The sequence below is a fragment of the Phenylobacterium sp. genome (assembly GCF_036264965.1).
Lineage (GTDB): Bacteria > Pseudomonadota > Alphaproteobacteria > Caulobacterales > Caulobacteraceae > Phenylobacterium.
This window is the reverse complement of the sequence record NZ_DATAPY010000108.1, coordinates 18,526-39,599: the sequence shown is the minus strand read 5'-3', so window position 1 is coordinate 39,599 and position 21,074 is coordinate 18,526. Positions and strand designations below refer to the sequence as shown.

Genomic DNA, 21,074 nt, shown 5'->3' with positions numbered 1-21,074 from the left:
CCACATGAAAGAACTCGAAGCCTTCCTCACCGAAGCCTTCGCCTGAAATCCCGAACGACAGTCCTAAGATCTAAGGAGCGCATTCCCTATGGCCGACATCATGACGCCAGCGCTGGGCGAGTCCGTCACCGAAGCGACGGTGGCGCGCTGGACCAAGAAGGCCGGCGATGCGGTGCGCAAGGATGAGATCCTCGTCGAGCTGGAAACCGACAAGGTGAGCCTGGAGGTCGCCGCGCCCTCCGACGGCACGCTCTCCGAGATCAACGCCGAGGAAGGCGCCACGGTCGAGCCCGGCGCCGTACTGGGCAAGATCACCGAGGGCGCCGCCGCGCCCAAGGCCACCGCGCCGCCCAAGGCTCCGGAACCGGCCAAGGCGCCTGAGCCCGCGAAGGCAGCCGCCCCTGCTCCGGCGCCGGAACCTGCCCCCGCGCCGGCCAAGGCCGCCGCCGAACCGGTGCTTGCGCCCTCGGCTCAGCGCGTCGTGGAAGAGAACAAGCTCGACGCCTCGGCGATCGCCGGCACCGGCAAGGACGGCCGCATCACCAAGGGCGACGCGCTCGCCGCCCTGGAGGCCCGCGCCAAGGCGCCGGCGCCCGCGCCGTCGGCTCCCGCCTCGCCGCGTGAAGTCCACGAGCGCGAAGAACGCGTCCGCATGACGCGCCTGCGCCAGACCATCGCGCGCCGTCTGAAGGAAGCCCAGAACAACGCCGCCATGCTGACCACCTTCAACGAGGTGGACATGACCGCGGTCATGGCGCTGCGCAACCAGTACAAGGACGTCTTCGAGAAGACCCACGGGGTGAAGCTCGGCTTCATGAGCTTCTTCGTGCGCGCCGTGACCCACGCCCTGAAGATGGTCCCCGAGGTCAACGCCGAGATCGACGGCCAGGACCTGATCTATAAGAACCACTACGATATCTCGGTCGCCGTCGGCACAGAGCGCGGGCTGGTGACGCCAGTGGTCCGAGACGTCGACGCCATGAGCCTAGCCGACATCGAAAAGGCCATCGGCGCGCTGGGCAAGAAGGCCCGCGACGGCCAGCTGGCGCTGGAAGACCTGCAGGGCGGCACCTTCACCATCTCCAACGGCGGGGTCTACGGCTCGCTGATGTCGACGCCGATCCTCAACGCCCCGCAGTCGGGCATCCTCGGGATGCACAAGATCCAGGAGCGCCCCATGGCCATCGGCGGCCAGGTGGTGATCCGGCCGATGATGTACCTGGCGCTCAGCTACGATCACCGCGTGGTCGACGGCCAGGGCGCGGTGACCTTCCTGGTCCACGTCAAGGAAGCCATCGAAGAGCCGCAGCGCCTGCTGCTGGACCTCTGACGCCCACGGACCGCACCGACAGATTTGGAAAGCTAGAATGGCTCAATACGACGTCATCATCATCGGCGGCGGCCCCGGCGGCTACAACGCCGCGATCCGCGCGGGCCAGCTTGGGCTGAAGGTCGCCTGTGTCGACAAGGGGATCGACGGGGGCGCGACGCTGGGCGGCACCTGCCTGAACGTCGGCTGCATGCCGTCGAAGGCCCTGCTGCATGCGTCGGAGATGTATGACGCGGCGGCCAACCACTTCGCCGAGCTGGGCATCGACGTGAAGCCGAAGCTGAACCTGACTCAGATGATGGCCCAGAAGGCGACCTCGGTCGGCCAGCTGACCAAGGGCATCGAGTTCCTGTTCAGGAAGAACAAGGTCGAGTGGCTGCACGGGACCGGCAAGATCACCGGACCGGGCAAGGTCGATCTAACTGGTCCTGATGGCGCGGTGACCGCGCTGGAGGCCAAGAACATCGTCATCGCCACCGGCTCGCTGCCGTCGGGCCTGCCGGGGGTGACGGTGGACCAGAAGCGGATCGTCGATTCCACCGGCGCGCTCTCGCTGCCGGAAGTCCCGAAGTCCCTGCTGGTGATCGGGGCCGGCATCATCGGCCTGGAGCTGGGCTCGGTCTGGCGCAGGCTGGGCGCCCAGGTGACGGTGGTGGAATTCCTCGACCGCATCACACCCGGCATGGACGCAGAGGTCGCCAAGACCTTCCAGCGATCGCTGACCAAGCAGGGGATGGTCTTCAAGCTCTCCAGCAAGGTGACCGGCGCCAAGACCTCGAAGACCGGCGTCAGCCTGACCGTCGAACCGGTGGCGGGCGGCGACGCCGAGACGCTGGAGGCCGACTACGTGCTGCTGGCGATCGGGCGCAAGCCCTACACCGAGGGCCTGGGCCTGGAGAGCGTCGGCATCACGCCGGACACCCGCGGCTTCATCGAGACCGACCACTGGAAGACCTCCGCGCCGGGCGTCTGGGCGATCGGCGACGTGACTCATGGCCCGATGCTGGCCCACAAAGCCGAAGACGAGGCGGTGGCCTGCATCGAGACCATCGCCGGCAAGGCGGGCCATGTGGCCTACGGTATCATCCCGAGCGTGGTCTACACCGCCCCTGAGGTCGCCTGGGTCGGCAAGACCGAGGAGGAGCTGAAGGCGGAGGGCCGCGCTTACAAGGTGGGCAAGTTCCCCTTCACCGCCAACGCCCGCGCCAAGATCAACCACGAGACCGAGGGCTTCGCGAAGATCCTGGCCGACGCGGTCACCGACGAGGTCCTGGGCGCCCACCTGATCGGCCCCTCGGTCAGCGAGATGATCGGCGAGTACTGCGTGGCCATGGAGTTCCGCGCCGCGTCCGAGGACGTGGCCCGTACCTGCCACGCGCACCCCACCCGCTCCGAGGCCCTGCGCCAGGCGGCCATGGGCGTCGAGGGGTGGACCATGCAGGCCTGACGCCGGCCGCGATGGAGCTCCGCCACGCCAGGTCCGACGAGCTCGGCGCTTGCGCGGACCTCTATGTGCGGGTGCTGTGCGAGACCTTCACCTGGCTTCCGCCCGAACGGCACAAGCGCGAGGATTTCCTGCGCGCCGCCCGGGATGAGGAGATCTATGTCGCCGTCGAGGGCCGCACGATCCTGGGGATCGCCGGCTTCTACCGGCCGCAGAATTTCCTGCACTCGCTCTATGTGGAGGCGCGAGGCCACGGTGTCGGCAAGGCGCTCCTCGACCACATCGCCGCTACGACCCGCGGACCGCTGTCGCTGAAGGTGCAGGCGCCCAACCTGCGCGCCCAGGCCTTCTACCGCCGCGAGGGCTTCCTCTGCACCGAACATGGCCGCGATCCGGGTTCGGACATCGCCTGGCTGCGGTTGGTGCGCCCGGGGACTCCTTCCAAGAGTTAACTTGGCGCCGGACGCCGGCGGTGAGAGCCTCGCGGTACGCACCGGAGACCGCGCCATGATCGCCCTGCTCCTCGCCGCCCAGCTCAGCGCCCAGGCCTTGCCCGCCGCGCCGGCTGTCCAGCTCTTCGACGCCGCCTCGCAGACCCGGTCGTCGGAGATTATCCGCGCGCTGCCCAAGAAGGGGGTCTGCGGCGGCCCCAACGCCGGCCGTCTTGAGGTGTCGCTGGCCGAGCCGGCGGCTCTCTACCGCAAGGGCGACCGCCCGGCGCATGGTCTGAAGAACTGGATCGACTATCCGAACGGCCAACTCTGCCTTGTGGAGGCTGCCCGATGATCCTGCCCCTGCTCGCCGCCGCAACGATCGGCGGCGCCGCGCTGCCGCCCACAGCCGAGCGGACGCCCAACCTCTATCACCAGCCGAGCTACTGCGGCCCCGTCGTGGAGGCGGAGGTCGCGCGCCAACAGGTGGCGCTCAAGGGCCGCCTCGTCGGCGGGCTGCAGTATGCGGTGTTCCGGGAACTCAATGGATGCTCGGTCCCGACGCCCGTCGGCTATCACCCGAGCCTAGAGCCGGGCGCTGCCGACCCCGCCGCTAAGCGTGAGGATGCGCCTTCGAATAGGCGCTGAGCAGGGCCGCGGCGTCGACCTGGGTGTAGCGCTGGGTGGTCGAGAGCGAGGCGTGCCCCAGCAGTTCCTGGATCGAGCGCAGATCGGCGCCGGCGCCCAGGAGGTGCGTGGCGAAGGAGTGACGCAGCGCGTGCGGCGTAGCGCTGGCCGGCATGCCGAGGCGGCTTCTGAGGTTCTGGACGGTCGCCTGGACGTGCCGCGGGCTTAAGGGGCCGCCGCGCTTGGCGCGGAACAGCGGCTCCTCCGGCGCCAGCGTAAAGGGAACCTCGGCGAGATAGGCCGCCGTAGCGTCGCGGACTGCCGGCAGCACCGGCACGATCCGCGTCTTGGAGCCCTTGCCCAGGATACGAAGGCTGTCCGGGAACGGCGCGTCGGAGCGTCTCAGCGACAGGGCCTCGGAGATCCGCAGGCCGCAGCCGTAGAGCAGGGTCAGCACCGCCTCGTCCCGGGCGGCCTCCCAGTCCTCGCGGTCGGGGTCGAGGCCAGGTTCGGCCAGCATTCCACGGGCCTGGTCCTCGCTGACCGGCCGGGGCGCGCCGGGCTTCACCCGGGGACCGCGGACCAGGGCGATGGCGGCGTTGGGCGCATCCAGCCGGCGGTCCAGGAAGCGGTGGAAGGTGCGGATCGCCGACAGCGCCTGGCTGAGCGAGCGCGGCGACAGCGGCCTGTCACCCTGGCGCAGGTGCGCCAGCCAGGCGCGGACCTCGCCGGCGGTGATCTCGCCGAGAACGGCCAGGGTGATGGCCTCGCCGCGATGCTGTTCCAGGAAGGCGATGTAGCGGCGCGCGGCGAAGCCATAGGCCTCCAACGTGCGCGGGGAAGAGCGGCGCTCGTGGGCCAGGTGCTCCAGCCAGAGCGCCAGGGCCTCTTGCGCGGTCACAACAGCGGCCAGCGCTCGGCGGTGCGCTCGACCACGCGGGCGAGGAAGGCGACCAGCTCGGTCCCCATGTCCTCGGTGAAGCCTTGCGGATCGGTCGAACCGAAGGCCAGCAGGCCCTGGCGCGACGGCTCCCAGATCGCCATGCGCACCATGGCCATGGACGCGATGGCCTCCGCCCGCTCGCCGAACAGGCCGAGCGCGGTGGGCGCGAAGCCCATGCGGGCCAGCCGCTGCGACCCGCCCAGGATCATGTCCACCTGGCCCTCGACCAGCATCTTCCAGCCTGCCGGCGGATGGCCGTCGATCTCCAGGGCGATGACGCCGGCTGCTAGGCCGAAACGCTGCTGCGCCAGGTCGTCGACGCGGCGGGCGAGGTCGGAGTGGTTGCGGGCGTCGAGCAGGTCAACGACCGCGCCGTGCGCCTGGGCCTGGGCGGAGAAGTTGGCCCGCGCGGTCTCTTCCAGATATTGGCGCTGGCTGGCTTCCTGCTGATGGGCCGCATGAATCCGGGCCATGGCGGCGGGGGCGAACTCGACGACGTTGCCGCCGGCGGCGACCTTCAGGCCGAGCTCGTCCAGCAGGCCATCGTCGCCGGTCAGGAATTCCGGATTGTCCGAGAGGAAGCGGCGCACGTCGCTGGCCTGCAGACGGGGCTCGTAGAGATCGCCCTGTGACCCGTCCATGCCATTCCCCGGTTTTTACTTGGCGCTCTTCCGGACGGCTTCGCCTGGAAACGCGCGCTTACAAAATCGACTGACCCGTCTTGGCCCAGTCCGCCATGAACTGATCAAGGCCCCGTTCGGTTAACGGGTGCTTGAAGAGGGCGTTGAACACGTCGGGCGGGATCGTGGCGCAGTCGGCCCCAGCCAGAGCGGCGGTGGTCACATGGCCCGGGCTGCGGATCGAGGCGGCCAGGATCTCGGTGTCGAAGTCGTAGTTGTCGTAGATCGCGCGGATCTCGACGATCAGGTCCATGCCATCGGCGCCGTGGTCGTCCAGCCGGCCGATGAACGGCGAGATGTAGGTCGCGCCGGCCTTAGCGGCCAAGAGGGCCTGGGCCGCGGAGAAGCACAGGGTGACGTTGGTGGCGATGCCCTCGTGGGCGAACTCGCGCGTGGCGATCAGGCCGTCGCGGGTCAGCGGCACCTTGACCACGACGTTCGGCGCGATGGAGGCCAGCTTGCGGCCTTCGTCCATCATGCCGGCGGTGTCCATGGCGGCGACCTCGGCGCTGACCGGGCCGTCGATAGCGGCGCAGATCTCCTCGATCACCTTCAGCATCGGGCGGCCCGATTTGGCGATCAGGGTCGGATTGGTGGTGACGCCGTCCACCAGGCCGGTGGCGGCGAGGTCCCTGAGGACGGCCACGTCGGTGGTGTCGAGGAAGAGCTGCATCGGAAAGACCCCGGGGAATGTGGACGATGCTTGTAGCGGCAGGGGAGATGCGCGCAAAACCCCTTTAGATGAGCCGTATCGCTTCCGTTCTCCTGCCGATGCCCCTGCCCGAGGCGTTCGACTACGCCGAGCCTGAGGGCATGGGCCTGGAGTTGGGCGATCAGGTGGCCGCGCCGCTGGGCCCGCGGCTGCTGCGTGGCGTGGTGGTCGGCCTGCGCGACGCCGTGGGCGGCAACCGGCCGCTGAAGCTTTTGGAGAGCCGGCTGGAGGAGCCGCCGTTGCCGCCAGGCACCGTCGAGTTCGTGCAGTGGGCGGCGCGCTATGCTGTGGACTGGCCGGGCCAGCCGCTGGCCATCGCCTTGCGCGGGGCGCGGGCGCCCAAGCCGAAGCCGGTGCGTATCGTGGAGCTGACCGGCGTGCACCCGGCGCGCCCGACGCCGGCGCGGACGAAGGTGCTGGAGGCCGCCGCGGCTGGGGCGCTGAGCCCGCCCGACCTGGCCCGCGCGGCGGGCGTGGGCGCCGGCGTGGTCAAGGGGTTGATCGACGAGAGCGTTCTGGCGGTGCGGCTGGTCGAGGCCGTGGCGCGGTTCGACCCGCCCGATCCGGTCCGTGCGGGCGCCGCGCTCAACCTCAGTCAGGCCGCTGCAGCGAATGAGCTGAAGGCCATGCTGGGCGGGGGCGGTTTCAACGTCGCGCTGCTCGACGGGGTCACCGGCTCGGGCAAGACCGAGGTCTATCTGGAGGCCGCCGCCGCGGCGCTGGCCGCCCGCGAGACGGCGCAGGTGCTGATCCTCTTGCCGGAGATCGCGCTCACCCAGGCGGTGATCGCCCGCGTCGCCGAGCGGTTCGGGGCTGAGCCGGGGGAATGGCACTCCGACGTCACCCCACCGGCGCGGCGGCGGGTCTGGGAGGCGGTGGCCACCGGCCGCTGCCGGATCGTCGTCGGCGCCCGCTCGGCGCTGTTCCTGCCGTTCGGCGACCTGAAGCTGATCGTCGTCGACGAGGAGCATGACGCCTCCTTCAAGCAGGAGGAGGGCTTCATCTACCAGGCCCGCGACCTGGCCGTAGCGCGGGGCAAGATCGAGAACGCCGCCGTGGTCCTGGCCTCGGCCACGCCATCGCTGGAGAGCTTGCGGAACGCCGAACAAGGGCGTTATCGCTGGCTGCGGTTGTCGGCCCGGCACGGCGAGGCGCGTCTGCCGGACATCTCGCTGATCGACCTGCGCGAGACCCCGCCGGATCACGGCCGCTGGCTGTCGCCGCCGCTGGTCAAGGCCATGGGCGAGACCTTCGCGCGGGGCGAACAGACGCTGTTGTTCCTCAATCGCCGGGGCTATGCGCCGCTGGTGCTGTGCAAGGCCTGCGGCGAGCGGATGACCGCGCCGGACACCGACAGCTGGCTGGTGGAGCATCGCTACTCCGGCCGCCTGGTCTGCCACCTGACCGGCTTTTCGATGCCCAAGCCCAAGGCCTGCCCGCACTGCGGCGCGCACGACGCCCTGGTCTCCATCGGCCCCGGGGTTGAGCGGGTGGAGGAGGAGGCGCGATCCCTGTTCCCGCAGGCGCGCGTGGCGGTCTTCTCGTCGGACACCGCCTTCGACGCCCGCGAGGGCCGCCGGCTGATCGAGGCTATGGCGGATGGCCAGATCGATATCCTCGTCGCCACCCAGGCCGCCGCCAAGGGCCACAACTTCCCGGACTTGACCCTGGTCGGCGTGGTGGATGCGGACCTGGGCTTACGCGGCGGCGATCTGCGGGCGGCCGAGCGGACCTATCAACTGCTGGCCCAGGCCACCGGCCGCGCCGGGCGCAAGGACAAGCCCGGCCGCGCGCTCCTGCAGACCTGGGCGCCGGAGCATGCGGTGATGCAGGCCCTGGCCGCCCAGGACCGCGACGCCTTTGTCGAGGCGGAGATGGCCGAGCGTGAGCTGGCGGGGCTGCCGCCGTTCGGCCGGCTGGCGGCGGTGGTGATCTCTGGGATCGACCCGGCCCAGCTTGAGGCCTTCGCCCAAGCCATGGCCCAGGCCGCGCCCAATTCAGCGGGAGTCGAGGTCTACGGACCGGCGGATGCGCCGCTCAGCCTGGTGCGCGGACGCCGCCGCAAGCGGTTCCTGGTGCGGGCGGACCGGGCGGTGGACCTGTCGGCCTACATGGCCACCTGGCGGGCGCGCGTGAAGCCGCCGGCCGCGATCCGGGTGGCCATCGACATCGATCCGTACAGCTTCCTGTGACGCCCGCCGATCGCGGCCTCTAATAGTTCCGGCGAAGCTGGATATCGACGCCGCTAGCCCGGTGCGAGACGAACAGGCTGTTGCTCCAGCGGTGGAACGCCAAGAGCTGCTGGCCGCCGCTCATCAACTGCATGCCGTCGCTGGTGGGTTGCCAGGCGGTCGGGGCGCCGGGCAGGGCGTCGCCGCAGCTCGAGGCGGCCTTCACGGTGTGGGCGGCGCCCAGGGTCAGGACGCAGAGGTCCTGGCCGCCGGATGAGACGGTCCAGGCGCCGACGGCTTCCTTGGGCGTCAGGGGCACGCCGGCCTCATTGTCCTCGGCCAGCGCGACGGCCAGGGAGGCGGTGGCGAACAAGACGGCCCCCGCCAGGCACGAAGCGATGCTCAGGATTCTCATGACTTACTCCAGTCTGCGGGGACCAAACGCCGGTCGCCGGGCTGGAGTTGCGCGGAGCTAGTGGAGGGTCGGGCCGTCCGACGGCGGCTTGCCGGCCTGGCGCTTGCGCCGCGAGACCATGTTGAGCCCCTCGACGAGGCCCGAGAAAGCCATAGCGGCGTAGATGTAGCCCTTGGGCACATGCACCCCGAACGCTTCGGCGATCAGGGTCGCGCCGATCAGCAGCAGGAAGCCCAGCGCCAGCATCACCACGCTGGGATTGTCGTGGATGAACCGGGCGAGCGGCCCGGCGGCCACCAGCATCAGGCCCACGGCGATGACGACCGCGGCCATCATGATCGGCAGATGCTCGGTCATGCCGACCGCCGTCAGGATCGAGTCGATCGAGAACACGACGTCCAGAGCCAGGATCTGCACAATGGCCGCGCCGAAGCTGAGGACCGCGCGTCCCTTCTTGTCGAGCAGATCCGTGGTTTCTTCCGGATCAACGGTGTGGTGGATCTCACTGGTCGCCTTCCAGACCAGGAACAGGCCGCCGGCCAGCAGGATCAGGTCGCGCCAGGAAAAGCTGGGATCGACCATGGTGTGGCCGTCAGCCAGGGACGGAACCGGGAAGGGCAGCACCAGGACGGGCTTGGTCAGGCCGACGATGAAGGCGATGCCCGACAGCAGCACCAGCCGCAGCACCAGCGCCAGGCCGATGCCGATCCGCCGGGCGCGGCCGCGGGTCGCTTCGGGAAGTTTGTTGGAGAGCAGGGCGACGAACACCAGATTGTCGACGCCCAGCACCACTTCCATGACGATCAGCGTGACGAGGGCGATCCAGGCCTCGGGACTCACCAGCAGCGTGGCGAGTCCGCCCGCAACATCACCCATCTGTCGTCCCTTCCGGCCGCCTCCAGGGACTTCTAGCGCATTGGTCCGCGTGGGCTAGAGACCGCCGATCCGGCCGATTTGCTTGATTCGCGGGCGATCCGGGCGCCGCGGCGCCTGTGTCGCAAACTTGTGATCCTGCAGGCAGCGAAATTCGCGTCAAACGCGAACACCTTGCCAGCCGGCGCGACCTCTTGTTTCATTCCGTTACAGGCGCGTGATTCAAGTACAGAATAATACGTACAGCGTAAATCAAAGATAATAGTCTGCGACAAAACAGATATAGCGATGTCGCAAAGACGGATTGGGTGGGATTGATATCTTTATCCGGTGGGATTGATTTTCAGATTTTTCTTGTCAACTCTCGAAATTGGCAACTATTCAGCCAATCCCCATGGTGAAGGTCGAGATAGTCCGCACGCGGCTATCTTTCGTTCAAATCTAAACCCTCTTTTCACTTAAACGCAGATAGGGTTATCTCCCATTCAGTGCGTTCCGGGGAGTTCCAGAAACATGCTTAAGCGGACGAGAACCCTGCTGGGTTCCCTCGCCGTCGCGGCGGTTATGAGCCTCGCCCCCAGCTTCGGTGGGGCGGTAGCCGAGACCTACTGGCAGTGCGTTCCCTTCGCGCGCTTGGTGTCCGGCATCCAGATTTTCGGCGACGCCTACACTTGGTGGCAGCAGGCCCTCGGCAAGTACGAAGAGGGCTTCCAGCCCAAGGCCGGCGCCGTCCTCTGCTTCAAGCCCACCGAGCGCATGCGCCTTGGCCACGTGGCCGTGGTCTCCGAGGTGCTCACCGACCGTATCGTCCAGATCACCCACGCCAACTGGTCGCCCATCGAGGGTTCGCGCGGCAAGGTCGAGAAGGACGTGACCCTCGTGGACGTCTCGCCCGAGGGCAATTGGAGCCAGGTGAAGGTCTGGTACGACCCCAGCCGTGACCTGGGCGGTTCCACCTATCAGACCTATGGCTTCATCTATCAGGACGCCACGGCCAAGATCATGGCGTCGACCGGCGTCTCCAACGCCGAGAACACCGCCATCGCCATGGCCCAGTCCGCCGCCAGCCACATGGCCTCGGCCGTGCGTCCTGGCTCCGGCCCGCTGCAGATGCTGACCCAGGCGGCCGACTCCACTGACCGCATCGCGGCGCTGATCGCCAAGGCCACCCGCGGCGACGCGCCGAGCAACTAGCTTCGGTCATCCACGAATTGACGGATCCCGCCGGGGCTCCAGTAGGAGCGCTCGTGGAGGGCTTGCAGGCTTAAACGCCTTCGGCGCTGTGCTTGATGGCGATTTCGGCGATCATGCCGGCGCCGTGGTTCAAGCGCCGCGGCTGGTTCTGAAATAACCCGATCTTCGAGAGGCTATACGCAACCGTTCTTTAAGTGACGCGGGCGCAGTTTGACCCTGCAAAGGTCATCCATGGCATCCCAAGCCCAGCCCCACCATCTGGCCCTCGACGCCCAGGCGTTGCGAGAGGCCGTCGAAGCGCACCAGCGCTATCTGGGCGGCCGTTCCGGCGGACGGCGCCTCAGCCTGACCTATGCGGACCTCTCCAACTGCACGCTGGAGGGCCTCGACCTGCGCGAGGCCGACTTCGCGGGGGCCAATTTCCACGGCGCGAGCCTCGCCCGCGCCAACCTGACCCGCGGCATCCTGTTCGGCGCTGATCTGCGCGAAGCCGACCTGCGCCGCGCTAACCTCAGCCGGGCCGATCTGCGCGGCGCCTGCCTGCGTGGGGCCAATCTGGCCGGCGCCGAACTGCCCGGCTGCGACCTGCGCGAGGGCCGCATCGCCCTGCAGGACAAGCTCGACGGCTTCCGCATCCTGCGTCACGAACACCGCCCGGGCGAGCTGAACTACGCCATCCTGTCGGGCGCGAACCTGGCCGGCGCCCAAATGGCGGGCGCGGTGGCCATGTCCAGCGACTTCACCGACGCCAACCTCTCCGGCGCCCAGATGGCCGGCGCCAAGCTGACCCGCGCGGTGCTGGACGGGGCCGACCTGACCGGCGCTGACCTTTCCGGCGCAGACCTGTCGGGTGCCTCGATGAAGCGCGCGGTGCTCTCCGGCGCGAACCTCAGTCACACCATCCTCGACGACGTCGACATGAGCGATGTGCTGCGCGCGCCGCCGCCGGTGGTGATGGTCGACAACCGTCCGCTCGACAAGGTGCTGGCCGAGCATGAGGCCTTCTGCGATTCCAGCGGCGCCCGCGGCTCGGTGATCGAGATGAGCGGCGTCGACTTCCGTCCGATGAAGAGCTTGAAGGGCCGCCGGCTGACCGCGCTGGTGGCGCGCAACGGCGTCTTCTTCGGGCTCGATCTGCAAGGCGCTCAGTTGCAGGGCGCAGACTTGTCGGGCGGCGACCTCCGCGGCTGCGACCTGCGCGACACTGACCTTCGCGGCGCCAAGCTTTCCGGCGCGTCCTTCACGCGCGCCGACCTGCGGGGGGCCAAGCTTGGCCCCCTGACGATCGGCAACGGCCGTTTCGTGCGCACCGACTTCACCCGCGCCGTCCTGCGCGGCGCCGACCTGCGCGGCGCCCATGCGCACCGCGCCCGCTTCCTGGAAGCCGATATGAACGGCGCAAACCTCGCCGGCTGCGACCTGACGGACGCCGAGCTGGAAGTCTAGAGGCGTCGCCTCTCCCCTCGCGCTACGCGTCGGGGGAGAGGAGGGTCACAAGTTCTCGATCTCACAGCCCCCGACCTCGGCGCTCAGGTCTTCGCAGATCCAGTTGGCCAGGATGGTGCGGTGGCACCCCGCCGCATCGGCCTCATAGCAGAGCAGGGCGACCTTTTTGCCGCGCGCGAACTCGGTGGCCTTGGCCAGTTCCAGCTGGGCGCCCGGCTCGACCATGTGGGCGTGGAAGATCTCGTGCATCGCGGCGATGTGGCCCTTGCGCGCCGCGTCCCGGCCGGGCTTCGGCGTGCCGAGCTGGCGCAGGTGCACATAGCCGATGCCGGCCTCGTTCAGGCTGGCGCTGAGCAGGGTCTTGGAGAAGCCGGCCCGGCGCGACGACGCCACGGCGCGGACGTCGACCACCAGCTCCACACCGGCGTCCTTCAGCTTGCCGATGACGACGGCTTGGGTTTCCTTCTCATAGCCGATGGTCGCGAGCTTCATGGCTTCTCCTCGGCGCAGCCCCGGCTATATGGGGAGCGTAAGCCGGGGAGCGCGATGAGTTCCAGTGTTGAAGAGCCGCAGCTGCGGATGATCCCGCTGCCGGCGCGCGGCGGCGCGGTGGCGGCGTTGGAGCTCGGGCCGACGGACCGGCCGGTCGACATCGTCTTTTCACACGCCAACGGCTTCAATGGCCGCACCTACCGCACAATTCTTGAGCCCTTGGCGGCGGACCTGCGCATCCTGGCCCTCGACCTGCGCGGCCACGGGGCGAGCACGCTGCCGGCGGTGATCGGAGGCCGCCAGGGTTGGCTGGAGTTCCGCGACGACCTCCTGGCTCTGCTGGCGGCGGCCTGCGAGGCGCCGGTGGTGCTGGCGGGCCATTCCATGGGCGGGACCTCCAGCCTGCTGGCCGCGGCGGCTGAGCCGGCCCGCGTCCGGGCTCTGGCTCTGTTCGATCCCGTGATCTTTCCGGTGGAGGCCCAGGGCGCGGGGACGGCGGAATCGCCGTTGGTGGCCGCCGCCGTTCGCCGCCGGGCGACCTTCCCGAGCCGCCAGGCCGTGTTCGAAGCCTACCTGGGCCGCGGCGCCTTCAGGAGCTGGAGCGAGGCGCAACTGCTTGACTACATCGAGGCCGGATTCCGCGAGACGCCGGACGGCGAGGTGACGCTGACCTGCACGCCGGACTGGGAGGCGTCCAACTTCCGCACCCACAACTACGATCCCTGGAAGGCCTTCGCGGAGAGCCACTGCCCGATCAGGGTCTTGCGCGCGGACGTGGCCTCGACCTTCCGGCTGGAAGGGCGCGAGGCCGAACTGGCGCGGCTCGGCGACCGGGTGCGGATCGAGACGGTCCCCGGCACGACCCACTTCCTGCCGATGGAGCGTCCGGAGCTGGTCCGCGCGACACTCCGCGCCTGCATGGTGCTCTAGAGGGTCAGGCCGGGCACGATGCGGGCGTTGGCTTCGGCCAGGGCCTCGCCGCTGAGGGTGATCATCTTGCGGGTCTCAAGATCGAAGGAGACCGCGATTGCCTCGGCGACGCCCCAGGCCTTGCCGCTCAGCGGGTCCAGCAGCCAGTGGGTCAGTTTGCGGAAGCGCGCGTCGCCGCCGGACGCGCCCGAACGCAGCTCCACCCGGTCGCCGGCCCTGGGCCAGTCCAGATGGATCAGCCGGTACTCCAGCGCCGCCCCGCCGGCCTGCTTGCCCGCTTCATCGCTGCCGGGGCGGCGGCCGTCGAAGAGATGCGGAATGCCGTCGGAGATCCGCGCCATCATCAGCTCGGTGCGCATACGTCCGAAGATGTCGCAATCGGCGGCGCTGACGGTCCCCAGCGCCGTGCGCGGCAGGGCTAGCTCATCGGCCCGCTTAAGGCTCGCGCGGCTGGTCACCGGCTCCAGGCCAATGCTGCGCGCCGCAGCCTCCGGCGGGATCTCGACGGCCAGGGCCTGAGCGCGCTCCAGCACCCGCGCCGGCCAGGGGAACGGCCGCCCGTCGCGGACGGTGGCGTGGGCGATCACGGTCTGGAAGCTGGCGGCCAGCTCGCCGTTGCGATGGCGGAGCAGGAGCAGTAGGCGCGCCTCGCTCTCGCCGATCTCCACGACCCCGCCGGACATCACCAGCGGCGCGCCGGGCCGGGCCTCGCGCAGGAAGCGGATGTGCTGGTCGCGCACGATCAGGGTCGCCCGCGCGTCCGCGGCGAAGGCGCCCGGCATCCCCAGCTCCGCCGCCAGACCCGCCAACCCCTCCATGGCCTTGGCCACGTAGAAGCCGACGTTCAGGTGGCCCATGGCGTCGCATTCCCACGTGGCGACGCTGCCCCGCCAGACCTCCACCGCTTCGCCCAACGATCCCCTCCCCGAATGCCTCGCCCAGCCTAGGGGCGCCCGAAGCCCCTGTAACCTCGCCCGTCTCGCCTCCGAATAGGGATTCGTGTCAGATAGGGCGGCTCGTCAGCGGGCTTTGGGCGAGGAACGTTCGCGAACATGGCCAATCCGCAGAAGGTCCTGGTCTACCGCCACGCGGCGGTGACGCGGATCACCCACTGGATCAATGTCCTGGCGCTGACCCTGCTGCTGATGAGCGGCCTGAACATCTTCGGCGCCCATCCGGCGCTTTACTGGGGCCAGAAATCGACCTTCGCGCGGCCTTGGGTCTCCATCGGCGCGGAGATGAAGGGCGCCGACATGGTGGGTGTCACCCAGATCGGCTCGGCCAGGTTCAACACCACCGGCGTCCTGGGCTACTCCGGCAAGCCGGGCTCCCGCGAGCCCGTGGCCTTCCCGTCCTGGGCGACGGTGCCCAGCGAACGCGACCTGGCCGACAGCCGCCACTGGCACTTCTTCTTCGCGTGGCTCTTCGTGCTGAACGGGCTGGTCTATTGGCTCGTCGGCCTGAGCCGGGGCCACATCGTCAAGGACCTGGCGCCCACCAAGGCCGACCTCAAGCCGAAGAACGTCTGGCATGAGATCGTCACCCACGCGCAACTGAAGTTCCCCAAGGGCGAGGACGCGCGCCACTACAACGTGCTGCAGAAGGGCGCCTATCTCGCGGTCATCGCGATCCTGCTGCCGCTGATGGTGCTGACCGGGCTTTGCATGTCGCCAGGGTTCGACGCCGGCGCGCCCTGGCTGGTGGACTTTTTTGGCGGGCGACAGTCGGCGCGGACCATCCACTTCCTGACCGCCTTCAGCATTGTGGGCTTCATCCTGCTGCACCTGTTCATGGTGGTGGCCTCGGGGACCTGGAACAACATCCGCTCGATGATCACCGGCCGCTACGCCATCGTGCGCGACAAGACCGGAGGCGCGGCATGAGCCTTTCCGCCAATCGCCGCGGCTGGCTGCGCGCCGGCCTGGCCTCGGCCGGGGCGCTTGTCTTGGGCGCTTGCGACAAGATCACCAACAGCCCCAAGGGGATCGCGGTCCTGCAGAGCGCCGAAGGCCTAACCCGACGCGCGCAACGCCTGCTGATCAACCGCAAGGCCCTGGCGCGGGAATTCGCCCCTGCCGACATCTCGCCGGATTTCCGGCCCAACGGCTCGATCGACCCGCAGGACGCCGACTATCTGGCGCTGAAGGCCAAGGCCTTCGCCGACTACCGCCTGGTGATCGACGGCCTGGTCGACAAGCCGCTTTCGCTCAGCCTCGCGGACCTGCGCGCGCTGCCGTCGCGCACCCAGATCACCCGCCACGACTGCGTGGAAGGCTGGTCGTCGATCGCCAAGTGGACGGGGACACGGCTGGGCCCGTTGCTCGACCAGGCGGGCCTCAAGAAGAACGCCCGCTATATCGTCTTCCACTGCGGCGACACGCTGGAAGAGACGCTGGACGGAACGGGCGTCTATTACGAGAGCATCGACCTGATCGACGCCTATCACCCGCAGACCATCCTGGCCTATGCTATGAACGACCGGCCGCTGCCGGTGGCGCATGGCGCGCCCCTGCGCCTGCGGGTCGAGCGCCAGCTCGGCTACAAGCAGGCTAAATACATCATGCGGCTCGAGGCGGTGGAGGACTACCGCCATCTGGGCCGCGGCGGCGGCGGCTTCTGGGAAGACCGCGGCTACGAGTGGTACGCGGGAATCTGAGCGCGTAGCGACTCACCCCGGCGAAGGCCGGGGTCAAGGCCGTCTAGTAGGGGTTCTGGGCCACCACGGCGGCTTCCTTCGCACAGGCCGCGGGGTCGGGCGCGGGGCCGGCCTTGCGGGCGGCGGCGACTTCCGAGCGGGCGACATCGAGGTCCCTGCGGAACTCGGTATTGCCGTGCAGCCCGGCGACCACGATCGAGGCATTCATCCGCCCGCCCTCGACGGCGCTCAGGTTGTGCACCCCGCAGACCAGGCGGCCTTCGCCAAAGGCCCGCGCGCGGCTGAGGATTTCGGTCGCCCGGTCCGGCGCGAGCTCGGCCAGGACCAGGCCCACGGTCCAGCCCCAGGTGTTGTGGCCGGAGGGGTAGTCCGGGCTCTTGGCCAGGGAGGGGCTCTGATCGATGCAGGTCTCCCCCTTGTCGATCAGGAACGGCCGCTGGCGCTTGTAGATGTCCTTCGGCCGGTCGGTGGCGCGGCTGACGTCGCGTCCGATCCGCAGGATCATCGCCGAGGTCTTCGGCGCATTGGCGGCGGTCAGCTCGACGCCCACCGCGCAGCTCAGGTCCTTCAGGATGGCGCCCTGGTTGACGTCGTTCTGGGCCAGCGACCAACGCGGGGAGTCCTTCAGCGCCCGGGTCGCCTTGTAGACCGCCCGGTCCGCCTCATAGCGCGGCGTCCCGACGACCGGCGCGGGCGGCAGGATCTTGTAGGTGTCCGGGCCGCTGTCGCCGAGATAGCCCTGGCCCGCCGGGGTCGCCATCGGCGCCGGGGCAGGGGCCGGATCGGCGCCCATGGTCAGCATCGCCGCGGCCGTCGCCGCCATCGCCAGTTTCCACGCCATCCCACTCTCCCAAGCTGCAGCATTCGGTGTTGCAGAGCCGCCGGCCGGATTCAACCGTCCCGGCAAACGATTTTCCACGCCACGCGACCTCGGAATTAAAAAACTTGACTCGCGGATTGATAAAATTAATCTGAAGGACATGAGCAATGCGAAAACCCAAGACTGGCAGGCGCTGAGCGAGCTGACCCGCGGCCGCCCCATCGTCGTCGAGCGGGTGCGCCTGATCGAACAGGGCGTGACCATTGAGGGCGCCTTCGAGCTGCCGCGGCTGGCGCAGCTATCGGCCGAGGACCAGGTCTTCGTCGCCGCCTTCGTGAGGAGCCACGGCTCGATCAAGGAGATGGAGCAGGTGTTCGGCGTCTCCTACCCGACCATCAAGGCGCGGTTGAACCGCATCGCCGGCAGCCTTGAGTTCGTCGAGACCGATCCCACGCCCGGCCGCGAAGAGGTGCTGGAGCGCCTCGCCCGCGGCGAGATCACCGCCGACCAGGCGATTTCCGAACTGGAGGGCCGCTGATGACCGACGCCCGCAATCTGACGCCGCCGCTGCTGACGCCCAGGGCGGTGCGCCACTTCGGCCTGGCAGCCCTGGAGGCGCGCGCGAGCCGTACGGGGCAAACCGTGCGCGCCGCGGCCCGGCCCATGGCCCAGGCCTCCGACCCGACCCCGGTTGAGGCGGCCCCTCGGCCGCGCCGCGTCGTGGTGCGGCTGTGGATCCCGAGCACGCCGATCTTCCTGCTGCTGGCGCCCTTCGCGCTGCTGCTGATTCCGCTGCTCTACCTTGCCCCGCCGCTGCGCCGCATCAATTGCGCCGCCGCGGTCTTCGTCCTCGGCGACGCCCTGCTCGCGCTCAGCGGCACAGTCGTCGACGTCGACACGCCCGAGGCGCTGGTGCGCATCCGGCTCTTCTAAGGAGACCTCCCATGAACGACGACCGCCGCGCGATCCTGCAGATGCTGGCCGATGGCAAGATCACCGCCGATGAGGCCGAACGCCTGATCTCGGCCATGGAGCGGGGCGGCCCGGCGCCGCGCCCGCTGGAGGGCCCGTCGGCCGGCCCCAACAAGGCCCCGCCGAAATACCTGCGGGTCTCCGTGGACGCCGACGTCCACGGCGACGCCACCAAGGTCAATATCCGGGTGCCCATGGCCCTTTTGCGGGCGGGCGTGCGCCTGACCAGCATCATCCCGCCGGAGGCGCGCGACCAAGTGAACGCCGAACTCGCCAAGAACGGCGTGCCCTTCGACATCGGCCAGTTGAAGCCGGAAAACCTCGACGAACTGATCAGCCACCTCGACGACCTCACGGTCGACGTGGACTCCAGCGACGCCAGGGTCCGGGTGTTCTGCGAATAGCGTCGAAACTCCTCCCCGACGCCGAAATGGCCGTCGCCGATCCCCCGGCGGCGGCCATTTCTTTTGAGCGTCAGGCCTTGCCGAACAGCTTGTTCCAGCGGCGCTTGGTGCGGGTCTTCCACGAACCGCGGTGCCAGGCGTCCGACGCGATCAGCGGGACGACCGTGGTGGCTTCGGCGAACACCATCTGCTCCCAGGTCACGTCCACCTTGCCCCAGGAACAGGCCTCCTTGAGCGTCGAGGACGAGCAGGCGCCGTCGCGCACGTCGGCGACCGTGATCTGCACGGCGTATTTGTGCATCTCCACGTCCTCGTGGCCGAGGATCTCGGCGCAGACCACGGTGTCCTGGGCGAAGTTCTTCGGCACCCCGCCGCCGACCATGAACAGGCCTGTGGCGCCCGCGGCGATCTTGATGTCGGTGAGTTCGCGGAAGTCGGCCACCGCGTCGATGGTCAGGTAGGGCTTGCCGGCCTTCATCCGCTCCACCTGGTGCTTCACCAGGCCAAAGCCGGCGGAGCTATCCACGAAGGCCGGGCAGAACACCGGCACGCCTTCTTCATAGGCCGTCTGGACGAGGCTGCCGGGTTTCTTGGCGTTGCCCGCCGCCAGCCACTTGCCCATCTCCCAGATGAATTCGCGGCTCGAATAGGGGCGCGGCTCCAGCATCTCGCACAGGGCGTAGATCGTCCCGTCGCAGTTCTGCAGCTCTTCCTCGTCGATGTAGGTGTCGTAGATGCGGTCGATGTAGAGGTCGCGCAGGTCGCGGTCGTCGACGTTCGATTGCGCCTGGTAGTGCTTGAAGCCCAGGGCCTCGAAGAAATCCATGTCTACGATGGAGGCGCCGGTGGCCACCACGACGTCGATCATCCCGTACTTCAGCATGTCCCGGTAGATGTGCATGCAGCCGCCGGCGCTGGTCGATCCGGCCAGCGTCAGCCAGGTCGAGCAGGCGGTGTCCTCAAGGCTCATCGACCAGATGTCGGCGGCGCGGGCGGTGTCGCGGCTCGTGAAGCTCATCTGGCGCATGGCGTCGATGACGGGCCGGGCGTCGTACTGGTCGATCGCCACATGCTCGACGGTGTTGGCCAGCAGCTCGGCCTTGCGGTTCGACTTCTGAACGTCAGCGTTCATCTTCGGAAGTTCCCTTCTGAGAGGTGATCGCCCGTCCATAGGAATAGCGCGACCGGGACGGAGCGACCGGCCGCGCCTATATCACGCGAGAATGTGACCCTGTTACCGCCGCCGGCGAGACTTGCCGGCGCGCCCCTTGGGACGCGAGAGCCGGACGACCTTGCGTTCTTCCTGCTGTTCGTCGCGCGGCAGCCGGATATTGCGGCCGGCCAGGCCGAACATCGAGGCCATGGGCGCATCGGTCACCACCGCGGTCTCGGCGTCGCCGAAACCGTTGAAGCGGGTGTTCATCGCCACGCCATAGGCGCCGAGCATGCCGATCTCGATGTAGTCGCCCTCGCGGACGTCCTCCGGCAGCCAGAACGGGCCCGGCATGTGGTCGAGGCTGTCGCAGGTCGGCCCATAGAAACGAAAGGGCTTCAGGGGGCCCTCCACCTCGCTGGCCGCGCCATCCTCGGCGCGGAACAGCTTCACCGGAAAGGGCCACTTGGTGTGCGCCGCGTCGAACAGGCTGCCGTAGCTGCCGTCGTTCAGATAGAGCGCGTCGCCCTTCTTCAGCTCGACCTTGGTGAGGATCGAGGAGGCTTCCGCCACCAGCGCCCGGCCGGGCTCGCACCACAATTCCGTGGTCTCGTGGACCATCATCTCGGCGAAGCCGCGGTCGATCGAGTCGAGATAGTCCGCCATGTCCGGCGGGACCATGCCCGGATAGACCGAGGGGAAGCCGCCGCCCACGTCGACCACGTCGGCGAAGACGCCGGCGCGGACCAGGGCGCGGGAGGCCTGGCTCATCGCCGCCTGGAAGGCGGTCGGGCGCATGCACTGGCTGCCCACGTGGAAGGAGACGCCCATCAGCTCCTGGGTGGCGCGCCGGGCGGCGAGCAGCAGGGCCGGCGCGTCATGCGCATCGACGCCGAACTTGCCGGACAGCGAATAGGCCGCGCCTTCCGCCTGCACCGCCAGCCGGACCATCAGGTTCAGGTCCTTGGCCCCGCCGGTGGCGTCGAGGATCTTGGCGAGCTCTTCGTGGGTGTCGAAGGCGAAGGTCCGCACGCCGTGGTCGAGGTAGGCCTCGGCGATCGCCTTGCGGCTCTTCACCGGATGCATGAAGGCCATGCGCGAGCCGGGGGCGTGCGCGGCCACCAGCGCGATCTCGGGGATCGAGGCCACATCGAAGGACGTCACACCGTTCGCGGCGAGGGTCTCAATGACCCACGGCGAAGGGTTCGCTTTCACAGCGTAGAAGACGTCGCCTTTGAACTTGTCCTGGAACCAGCGCGCCGCGGTCGCTACGGCATCCGGTCGCGCAAGGGCGACGGGACGTTCCGGAGAGCGATCACGGACCAGGTCCAGGGGCGTATGATACGTGTGCAATTCACGTAACCCCCAACGGATAGTTGAA

24 protein-coding genes are annotated in these 21,074 nt (G+C 68.8%); 14 read left to right on the top strand and 10 right to left on the bottom strand.

Features of this window, described 5'->3' with window-relative positions; all coding sequences use genetic code 11:
* Positions 1–88 precede the first annotated feature (88 nt).
* Genes odhB through VHS75_RS13880 form a run of 5 tightly spaced genes read left to right on the top strand, consistent with a single transcriptional unit; the run spans position 89 to position 3,853 of the window.
* Positions 89–1,330 carry a 2-oxoglutarate dehydrogenase complex dihydrolipoyllysine-residue succinyltransferase gene (gene odhB / locus VHS75_RS13900; RefSeq protein WP_329639209.1) on the top strand — a complete coding sequence of 414 codons (1,242 nt, stop codon included), beginning with the start codon at positions 89–91 and terminating at the stop codon, positions 1,328–1,330.
* Positions 1,331–1,367: 37 nt separating this feature from the next.
* Entirely contained in the window at positions 1,368–2,777 is a 1,410-nt protein-coding gene (lpdA, locus tag VHS75_RS13895) for a dihydrolipoyl dehydrogenase (protein ID WP_329639208.1), read from the top strand.
* On the top strand, positions 2,759–3,226 hold the full coding sequence (locus VHS75_RS13890; RefSeq protein ID WP_329639207.1) for a GNAT family N-acetyltransferase: 468 nt from the start codon (positions 2,759–2,761) through the stop codon (positions 3,224–3,226). The genes lpdA and VHS75_RS13890 overlap by 19 nt, the downstream gene beginning before the upstream one ends.
* Positions 3,227–3,281: 55 nt before the next feature.
* Positions 3,282–3,560 (top strand): hypothetical protein, encoded by a 279-nt coding sequence (locus VHS75_RS13885; protein ID WP_329639206.1) that lies wholly within the window; start codon positions 3,282–3,284, stop codon positions 3,558–3,560.
* Entirely contained in the window at positions 3,557–3,853 is a 297-nt protein-coding gene (locus VHS75_RS13880; protein ID WP_329639205.1) for a hypothetical protein, read from the top strand. The genes VHS75_RS13885 and VHS75_RS13880 overlap by 4 nt, the downstream gene beginning before the upstream one ends.
* Here VHS75_RS13880 and VHS75_RS13875 read toward each other — a convergent pair.
* The 3 genes from VHS75_RS13875 to fsa are packed head-to-tail and all read right to left on the bottom strand — an operon-like array spanning position 3,819 to position 6,128.
* On the bottom strand, positions 3,819–4,733 hold the full coding sequence (locus VHS75_RS13875; protein ID WP_329639204.1) for a tyrosine recombinase XerC: 915 nt from the start codon (positions 4,731–4,733) through the stop codon (positions 3,819–3,821). The genes VHS75_RS13880 and VHS75_RS13875 overlap by 35 nt on opposite strands.
* The gene (locus VHS75_RS13870) at positions 4,730–5,416 is read right to left on the bottom strand and encodes a DUF484 family protein (RefSeq protein ID WP_329639203.1); all 687 of its coding nucleotides are present in this window, start codon (positions 5,414–5,416) and stop codon (positions 4,730–4,732) included. Before VHS75_RS13870 ends, VHS75_RS13875 begins: the two co-directional genes overlap by 4 nt.
* 58 nt (positions 5,417–5,474) lie before the next feature.
* Positions 5,475–6,128: a fructose-6-phosphate aldolase gene (gene fsa / locus VHS75_RS13865; protein ID WP_329639202.1), complete on the bottom strand. Its 654-nt coding sequence runs from the start codon at positions 6,126–6,128 to the stop codon at positions 5,475–5,477.
* A 68-nt stretch (positions 6,129–6,196) separates the two neighbouring features.
* Between fsa and VHS75_RS13860 the strand changes: the two genes are divergently transcribed.
* On the top strand, positions 6,197–8,359 hold the full coding sequence (locus VHS75_RS13860) for a primosomal protein N' (RefSeq protein WP_329639201.1): 2,163 nt from the start codon (positions 6,197–6,199) through the stop codon (positions 8,357–8,359).
* Between the two features lie 19 nt (positions 8,360–8,378).
* On the opposite strand, the gene VHS75_RS13855 is transcribed toward VHS75_RS13860, so the two are convergent.
* Positions 8,379–8,753: an AprI/Inh family metalloprotease inhibitor gene (locus VHS75_RS13855; protein WP_329639200.1), complete on the bottom strand. Its 375-nt coding sequence runs from the start codon at positions 8,751–8,753 to the stop codon at positions 8,379–8,381.
* Positions 8,754–8,810: 57 nt separating this feature from the next.
* Positions 8,811–9,629: a TerC family protein gene (locus tag VHS75_RS13850; protein WP_329639199.1), complete on the bottom strand. Its 819-nt coding sequence runs from the start codon at positions 9,627–9,629 to the stop codon at positions 8,811–8,813.
* Between the two features lie 510 nt (positions 9,630–10,139).
* Here VHS75_RS13850 and VHS75_RS13845 point away from each other — a divergent pair.
* Both VHS75_RS13845 and VHS75_RS13840 read left to right on the top strand, forming a co-directional pair.
* On the top strand, positions 10,140–10,820 hold the full coding sequence (locus tag VHS75_RS13845) for a CHAP domain-containing protein (RefSeq protein WP_329639198.1): 681 nt from the start codon (positions 10,140–10,142) through the stop codon (positions 10,818–10,820).
* 231 nt (positions 10,821–11,051) lie between these two features.
* Complete coding sequence (locus tag VHS75_RS13840) at positions 11,052–12,266, top strand: pentapeptide repeat-containing protein (RefSeq protein ID WP_329639197.1); 1,215 nt, start codon at positions 11,052–11,054, stop codon at positions 12,264–12,266.
* 45 nt (positions 12,267–12,311) lie between these two features.
* Here VHS75_RS13840 and VHS75_RS13835 read toward each other — a convergent pair whose 3' ends face one another.
* Positions 12,312–12,758 carry a DUF488 domain-containing protein gene (locus VHS75_RS13835; RefSeq protein ID WP_329639196.1) on the bottom strand — a complete coding sequence of 149 codons (447 nt, stop codon included), beginning with the start codon at positions 12,756–12,758 and terminating at the stop codon, positions 12,312–12,314.
* Positions 12,759–12,812: 54 nt separating this feature from the next.
* Here VHS75_RS13835 and VHS75_RS13830 point away from each other — a divergent pair, with 54 nt between their 5' ends.
* Complete coding sequence (locus VHS75_RS13830) at positions 12,813–13,688, top strand: alpha/beta hydrolase (protein ID WP_329639195.1); 876 nt, start codon at positions 12,813–12,815, stop codon at positions 13,686–13,688.
* Here VHS75_RS13830 and VHS75_RS13825 read toward each other — a convergent pair.
* Positions 13,685–14,602 carry a thioesterase family protein gene (locus tag VHS75_RS13825; protein ID WP_329639194.1) on the bottom strand — a complete coding sequence of 306 codons (918 nt, stop codon included), beginning with the start codon at positions 14,600–14,602 and terminating at the stop codon, positions 13,685–13,687. The genes VHS75_RS13830 and VHS75_RS13825 overlap by 4 nt on opposite strands.
* Before the next feature lie 138 nt (positions 14,603–14,740).
* Here VHS75_RS13825 and VHS75_RS13820 point away from each other — a divergent pair, with 138 nt between their 5' ends.
* A complete protein-coding gene (locus VHS75_RS13820) occupies positions 14,741–15,571 on the top strand; it encodes a cytochrome b/b6 domain-containing protein (RefSeq protein ID WP_329639193.1) in 831 nt (276 codons plus the stop codon).
* Positions 15,568–16,344: a molybdopterin-binding protein gene (locus VHS75_RS13815; protein WP_329639192.1), complete on the top strand. Its 777-nt coding sequence runs from the start codon at positions 15,568–15,570 to the stop codon at positions 16,342–16,344. Before VHS75_RS13820 ends, VHS75_RS13815 begins: the two co-directional genes overlap by 4 nt.
* 43 nt (positions 16,345–16,387) lie before the next feature.
* On the opposite strand, the gene VHS75_RS13810 is transcribed toward VHS75_RS13815, so the two are convergent.
* The gene (locus VHS75_RS13810) at positions 16,388–17,167 is read right to left on the bottom strand and encodes a phosphatase PAP2 family protein (RefSeq protein WP_329639191.1); all 780 of its coding nucleotides are present in this window, start codon (positions 17,165–17,167) and stop codon (positions 16,388–16,390) included.
* Between VHS75_RS13810 and VHS75_RS13805 the strand changes: the two genes are divergently transcribed.
* Genes VHS75_RS13805 through VHS75_RS13795 form a run of 3 tightly spaced genes read left to right on the top strand, consistent with a single transcriptional unit; the run spans position 17,136 to position 18,540 of the window.
* A complete protein-coding gene (locus VHS75_RS13805) occupies positions 17,136–17,702 on the top strand; it encodes a DUF2089 domain-containing protein (protein ID WP_329639190.1) in 567 nt (188 codons plus the stop codon). The two genes, VHS75_RS13810 and VHS75_RS13805, sit on opposite strands and share 32 nt — an antisense overlap.
* Entirely contained in the window at positions 17,702–18,097 is a 396-nt protein-coding gene (locus VHS75_RS13800; RefSeq protein WP_329639189.1) for a hypothetical protein, read from the top strand. The genes VHS75_RS13805 and VHS75_RS13800 overlap by 1 nt, the downstream gene beginning before the upstream one ends.
* 11 nt (positions 18,098–18,108) lie before the next feature.
* Positions 18,109–18,540, top strand: a complete 432-nt coding sequence (locus VHS75_RS13795) for an SHOCT-like domain-containing protein (RefSeq protein WP_329639188.1) — start codon at positions 18,109–18,111, stop codon at positions 18,538–18,540.
* A gap of 70 nt (positions 18,541–18,610) precedes the next feature.
* On the opposite strand, the gene VHS75_RS13790 is transcribed toward VHS75_RS13795, so the two are convergent.
* Complete coding sequence (locus VHS75_RS13790; RefSeq protein ID WP_329639187.1) at positions 18,611–19,672, bottom strand: 1,9-bis(guanidino)-5-aza-nonane synthase; 1,062 nt, start codon at positions 19,670–19,672, stop codon at positions 18,611–18,613.
* 102 nt (positions 19,673–19,774) lie between these two features.
* Entirely contained in the window at positions 19,775–21,046 is a 1,272-nt protein-coding gene (locus tag VHS75_RS13785; protein WP_329639186.1) for a type III PLP-dependent enzyme, read from the bottom strand.
* Positions 21,047–21,074: the final 28 nt, after the last annotated feature.